This is a genomic window from Trinickia sp. (assembly GCF_051953955.1).
In the GTDB taxonomy this organism is placed as follows: domain Bacteria; phylum Pseudomonadota; class Gammaproteobacteria; order Burkholderiales; family Burkholderiaceae; genus Trinickia.
In genome coordinates this window covers 1-4,147 of sequence record NZ_JBQCIF010000082.1, presented here as the reverse complement: position 1 = coordinate 4,147, position 4,147 = coordinate 1, and the positions used below count along the sequence as shown (strand labels likewise).

The window sequence follows — 4,147 nt, the reverse complement described above, 5'->3', positions numbered from 1 at the left end:
ATCGGCGATACCGCGTATCGGCCAAGAGGTCGTGATCGCGCATGATCAGGGAGACCCTGACATGCCTTTGGTGATCGGGCGCGTGTTCAATGGGGAAGCTGGCAATCCGTATCATGGGACGGCTGGGCAGACGATGGGGATCAAGAGCCAAACGCATAAGGGAAAAGGCTCGAATGAATTGCGGTTTTCGGACGTGAACGGTGCGCAAGAATTCTTCATGCATGCGCAGAAGGATATGAATACCGTTGTCGAGAACAGGCAGACGACGAAAGTCGTGGCCGGCGACCGCATCATCACGGTGGACAAGGGCGACCATGCGACGACTGTATCGACGGGCAATCTGTTCGACATCGTCACAAAGGGTGACACGCTACAGCAGACACCCGACGGCGTGCATACGGTAGAGGCCAAGGAACTTTGGATCAAGGTCGGCGGCGACGGCGGAACCAAGATTCACATGACCGCGGACTCCATCGATATCTATAAGGGCTCGTCCGTCATCCACATCGACGACGGCCAGATCAAGGTTCAGTCCAGCAGCACGCACATCAATCCCGACAACGGCTAATGCCGAAGCCTCTCCAACCGGAACTCAACATGTATCAATTGCAAGAAGGCACGCTGGCGCTGCCGCCCGAATGGCACGATAAGACCATGAACGTATTCGTGTCGTCCGCTACCGGGACCGAGGGTGTGAGCTTCGTGATCACGCGCGAGGATCTGCCGTGGGGGATGCAGTTTCATGAATACACGGCCAATGAAGTGCGCAAAGTGGCCAAGCAGGTACCGGGCTACGAGGCTGAAGGCTCGGAAGACGGACAGGCCTCGGGCCGGGCCGCGCACACGCACGAGTTCCGCTGGTTGAACAATGGCAAGCCCATCCATCAACTGATGACAATGGTGGAGTACGGCCGCCGCGTGCTGATTCTGACCTTCACGGCTCCCGGTTCGATCAGCGCTACGCAGCGCGAACAGCTACAAGCGCTCATCCAGACGTTGAGTTTGAACGAACCTAACTGACCGCTGCCCGATCATGGCCGAGCATGACGACAATATCGCCGGAGACACCGGCGAGCCTTCCGGCAGTGTCAGTGAGAGACTGGCCCGGTTGCAGACGCTTGAAGACGGTGAAGCGGCCAAGCAACGGCAGATGAAGTGGGTGGACGGTGCCAACTACGGAATGATGGGCGCCGACGTCGGCTACGGTGCGTACGCCGCCGGTTCTGCCGCAATGGCCTCGGGCGCAACGGGTGCCGCAGTGGCGGGTGCGGCGGCGGTGGCCGCAGCGCCGGCGGTCGTTGCGCTGGCCGGTGCGTGGGCGCTCGGCCAGATCGGCGTGACCGGCGCCCTCGCAGCGGGCGCAACCCGCGTTGGCGATGCACTGGGATTGACTATCGGCCGGGGCGATCCACACCCAGCCTGCGTGGGTGATGCCATAGCTCATTCTTCGGGCTTTCTCGGCATGTTGGGCGGCCTTGCGGCGGGTGTTGCGATAGGCGCCATGGTGGCAGCCACCGTGGCCACCGGCGGGCTCGCTGGCGCACTGATCGTCGGTGCCTGCATGGCGGGCGGGCTGAGCATAGGCGGCGCGCTTGCCGCTGCAAGCCAGAGCATGGGCAGCAATTGCGGGACGATTACGAGCGGCTCGCCCAATGTGACGTTCGAAGGCAAGGCCGCGGCACGCGTTACGGATGTCACCGCGTGCTCGCATCACGCTAGTTCGCCCGAGCCTCTTGTCGAGGGAAGCAAGACGATCACGATCAATGGCCTACCGCTCGTTCGCATCGGCCATTCGACCCACTGCAGTGCGAAAGTCAACGCTGGCCGAAAAAGTGTGTGGGTGGACAGGACCACGGGGCAATACGGCCCGAAGAACCCAGAGCTGAGCGCCGGGGAAGAATTCTTGGCTGGTTTGCTGGGCGGGATGCTCGGTGCGAAGCTCGGTGGATTGATGGCCAAAGCGCTCCCGAAGCGCGAGCCGACGCAGTCGGCGGAAGTGTCCGGAAAGAAAGACGAGGTCTCGACCTGTAAAGAAGACCCGATCGATGTTGCAACCGGGGAGATGGTCGATATCCGAACGGATATTGCGATTCCCGGTGTTTTGCCGCTGCAACTGACGCGACGTTACCGTACGCGTTCGGACGATCGTGGCCTATTAGGTCCAAGATGGTCGACGAGCTGGTCGCAGCGGCTCGAATTTGCCGACGGGTATCTCGTTAGGTTCCACAACGCAGGCGGTCAGGCGATTTCGTTTGTTGCTCCTGACGTCGGGCTTGATGGAATCAATGTGCGCGAGCCGCGCTATCGGCTGCTGGGCAAACGGGACGAGCCGCGAATCTTCGACTACGAGACTCGGCAGGTACTGGTGTTCTCACCACTGATCGACGGTGGCACATCGAGACTCGAACGGATCGAGGATCTGAGCGGTAATTCGATTTCGTTTGCCTACGATACGGTCGGCCGTCTGGCCGAGCTAGCGCACACCGATGGGTATCGGTTGAAGGTTCGATACCACGGGTCGGAAAACTGGGTCGACAAGATCGACCTCATCGACGAAAACGAGAAGCTTCAAACGCTTGTCGAATACGCGTATAGCGGCGGGATGCTCGCTCGCGTCGCGAGCTTTCAGCACGGGCATTTCGGCTATACGTACGATGCCAACGGCTGGATGACGAGTTGGCTCGACTCGGATCAGACGGAGGTGCGATATCGCTACGACAACGCCGGCCGCGTAGTCCAGACAGAAACGCGTCAGAAATACCACACTGGGTACTTCATCTACGAAGAGGCGCGCACGCGTGTGGTCGATGGTGACGGCGAGTGGCTGTACGAGTACGACAGCAATGGCTTGGTGACTTCCGAGACCGATCCTCTCGGTCATCGGACGCTGCGAGAATGGCAACTGGGCCGACTTGTATCGCAGACCGATGCGCTCGGGCGAAGCACCGCCTTTGAGTACGATGCGCGTGGCAATCTTATTGCCATCCGGGAGCCAGGCGAGCGCGTGACGCGGTTCGAATACGACGACAACCGGCTGATGTCGGCCGTCGAGCTGAACAACGGTGGCCGCGTTCGCTTCGAGTATGACCATCTGCACAGGCTGACAGCACGGATCGCACCTGACGGAAGCGCAACGCGCTACCGGTACGGCGAACGTGGCGAACTGCTGCGCGTGGTCGACGGCGATTGCGAAACGCGGCTCGATTACGACGAGCAGTTAAGGCTCATCTCCACTCGACTACCGACGGGGGCCGAATTCCGCACGGTTTATGACGTGCTGGGTCGTTTGCTCGAAGAAGCCGCTCCTGACGGAGGCCGTGCCCAATACACGTACCAGGCGGGGCCGAAGAACCCTCGCGGCATGGTGTCGGAGATTGCGCAGGCAGACGGCACCACGATCAGCGTAAGGTACAACAGCGAAGGGCTCCCGGTTGAGCACGTCGATCCGTTGGGGCGGGTGACGCGACGCGAGTACGGACCATTTGACCTCGTCACGGCGTCGATCGATGCCGCGGGGCATGTCACTCGCTTCGAATACGACCATGCAACGCGGCTGACTAAGGTAGTCAATGCCTTGCGCGAAACGTGGGAGTACCGTTACGACGCCGCGGGGCGCCTCATCGCGGAAATCGATTGGGGCGGACGGACAACGCGTTATGAGCGAGATGCGGTTGGCCGTCTACTTGTGAAGACATTGCCTGATGGTGGGCAGTGGCGCTACGAATACGACGGTTTTGACCGTCTCACCTCGGTGGATGCGGGGGATGTCAGGCTTGCCTACACCTACGATGAGTGTGGACGGCTGGCGACTGCGGAGGTGCATGGCGAGTCGGCGCACGTTACGCGATTCGCCTACGATGCCAAGGGCCGGTTGATCGGCGAGGATCAGCATGGTCATTTGCTTCGGCACATCTATGACGCAAAGGGCGCGCGAGCGGCGAGAATCACGCCTCACCGGGAAACGGAGTATGAATACGACCGCCTCGGTGCGCTAACGAAAGTTGGCGCGATGTCGATCCTGCGCGACGAGCTTGGACGTGACGTCGGGCGGCAGGCCGGCGAGTTCGTGCTTCAGCGGCGGTACGACCTCATGGGGCGGCTGCAACGACAAGCCGCCGGTCCGAAGTCGGCTTTCGAGCGCATGGAG

Annotated in this window: 3 protein-coding genes; all 3 read left to right on the top strand. The window is 61.1% G+C overall.

All coding sequences use genetic code 11. From position 1 onward, the window contains the following. A partial coding sequence (locus ACTHNZ_RS15855) for a bacteriophage T4 gp5 trimerisation domain-containing protein (protein WP_440543481.1) occupies positions 1–568 on the top strand: 568 nt, incomplete at its 5' end. A 29-nt stretch (positions 569–597) separates the two neighbouring features. After that, positions 598–1,020, top strand: coding sequence for a DcrB-related protein (locus ACTHNZ_RS15850; RefSeq protein ID WP_440543480.1), 423 nt, complete (start codon positions 598–600; stop codon positions 1,018–1,020). Between the two features lie 13 nt (positions 1,021–1,033). After that, on the top strand, positions 1,034–4,147 hold a 3,114-nt coding region (locus tag ACTHNZ_RS15845; RefSeq protein WP_440543478.1), incomplete at its 3' end, for a DUF6531 domain-containing protein.

Excerpts from the sequence above, each read along its gene's own strand:
- ACTHNZ_RS15850 (WP_440543480.1), top strand. The coding sequence starts at position 598 with ATGTATCAATTGCAAGAAGGCACGCTGGCGCTGCCGCCCGAATGGCAC.